2 protein-coding genes, 1 pseudogene and 1 riboswitch are annotated in these 1,583 nt (G+C 65.1%); of the genes and pseudogenes, 2 read left to right on the forward strand and 1 reads right to left on the reverse strand.

Annotated elements, in window-relative coordinates:
* Nucleotides 1–242: pseudogene (locus EOA27_RS35805) on the reverse strand (histidine phosphatase family protein); the annotation flags it as partial.
* A gap of 85 nt (nt 243–327) precedes the next feature.
* Nucleotides 328–472: riboswitch (adenosylcobalamin (AdoCbl) riboswitch) on the forward strand.
* Here EOA27_RS35805 and EOA27_RS35810 point away from each other — a divergent pair.
* Both EOA27_RS35810 and EOA27_RS35815 read left to right on the forward strand, forming a co-directional pair.
* The gene (locus EOA27_RS35810) at nt 471–680 is read left to right on the forward strand and encodes a CbtB domain-containing protein (protein WP_042638334.1); all 210 of its coding nucleotides are present in this window, start codon (nt 471–473) and stop codon (nt 678–680) included. Its footprint overlaps the riboswitch before it by 2 nt.
* A gap of 197 nt (nt 681–877) precedes the next feature.
* On the forward strand, nt 878–1,583 hold a 706-nt coding region (locus EOA27_RS35815), incomplete at its 3' end, for a CbtA family protein (RefSeq protein ID WP_127258653.1).

A 1,583-nucleotide genomic window follows, 5' to 3' on the forward strand; every position in this document is an offset into this window, starting at 1 on the left:
CAGCGCGCGAAATCCTGCTCGGCAAGCAGCGGCTCGACGGTCGCGTCAAGGCCAAGCGCCTCGGCCGTCCTGCGCGCGGCGAGCGCCGGACTTGTCCAGACGCGGTCGGCCCGGCGCAGCGACGAAGCGATCGCGCCGGCGCGGTCGAAGGCGCTCGGCTCCGGCGCCTCGTCCGATGGAAAGCGGCCCTTGCGCGCGGCCTGCGTCGCGCCGCTTGCGATCATCGTCAGGCGGGCGAACATCCCAAAACTCCGTGGTCCAGTGAAATTTCGGCCAGGCGAAGCCGCGTTGGCCATTACATGTCGTTGACAGGCGAACGAAGTGCTGACAAGTGTTTTAGCGCTATACGGGATTGGAAGCCGGTGCGAGTCCGGCACGGTCGCGCCACTGTGATCGGCACCAGCCGAAAGTCAGGCCTTATCCCGCAGCACAGTTGGATCAACGGGACGCAGCATCCCACAGGAGGTCAAATGTCCGACACCACTTTCGCCCCGACCTACGGCCCGGTTGCGATTCCCGTCCGCGAGCTTCTGCCCTGGGCAATCTTCGCCGGCCTGATGCTGATGCTGATGATCTATTTCGTCGGCGCGGAAGAAGGCGCGACCTCGCTGATCCGCGGCACGATGGTGCATGAATTCGTGCATGACGGCCGCCACCTGCTCGGCTTCCCCTGCCATTAGGATCGGTTCAGCGAAGGCTGAACCGTCCTAGGTTTTGGTCTGACGCGCAATCCCGGACGGAAAACCGTTGCACACTTTTCCTGGAATTGCTCTGGAGCGGCTTCGGCATCGCTGATGCCGTTCTGAGATTTGGCCTAATGCAATTCCGGGCGGAAAACGCTCAATTTTTCCGGGAAATTGCTTGAAGGGACTCTGACATGGTCGGAAAACTTTTGCTGCGCGGCATGCTTGTCGGGCTAGTGGCGGGGATTCTGGCGTTCGCCTTCGCCCGCGTCTATGGCGAGCCGCAGGTCGACAAGGCGATCGCCTTCGAGGAACAGCAGGCGCAGGCCGCCGGCGAGGCGCCGGAGCCCGAGATGGTCAGCCGCGTCACGCAGGCAGGCATCGGTCTGGCGACCGGCGTGCTGGTCTATGGCGCGGCGCTTGGCGGGCTGTTCTCGCTGGTCTTCGCCTATGCCTATGGCCGGCTGGGCTCGCTCGGCCCGCGCAGCACCTCGGCGCTGCTGGCGCTGCTCGGCTTCCTTGCCGTGATCGTGGTTCCGAGCCTCAAATACCCGGCCAACCCGCCCGCGGTCGGCAATCCCGAAACCATCGCCTACCGCACCGAACTGTTCTTCATCATGATCGTCATCTCGATCGCCGCGATGGTGGCGGCGGTGGGCCTGGCGCAGCGGCTATGGAGCAAGCTCGGCGCCTGGAATGCCTCGATCGTCGCTGGGCTCGCCTTCCTCGTCGTCTTCGCGCTGGTGAAGGCGGCGCTGCCCGACATCAACGAAGTGCCGGAGAACTTCTCGGCGACGGTGCTGTGGCAGTTCCGCGTCGCCTCGCTCGGCATCCAGCTGGTGCTGTGGACCGTCGTCGGGCTCGGCTTCGGCGCGGTTGCCGAGCGAGGCGACGCGGAAC

This window comes from Mesorhizobium sp. M2A.F.Ca.ET.037.01.1.1, from assembly GCF_003998075.1.
Lineage (GTDB): Bacteria > Pseudomonadota > Alphaproteobacteria > Rhizobiales > Rhizobiaceae > Mesorhizobium.

Coding starts and splice junctions, on each gene's coding strand:
- EOA27_RS35810 (WP_042638334.1), top strand. CDS start 471: ATGTCCGACACCACTTTCGCCCCGACCTACGGCCCGGTTGCGATTCCC.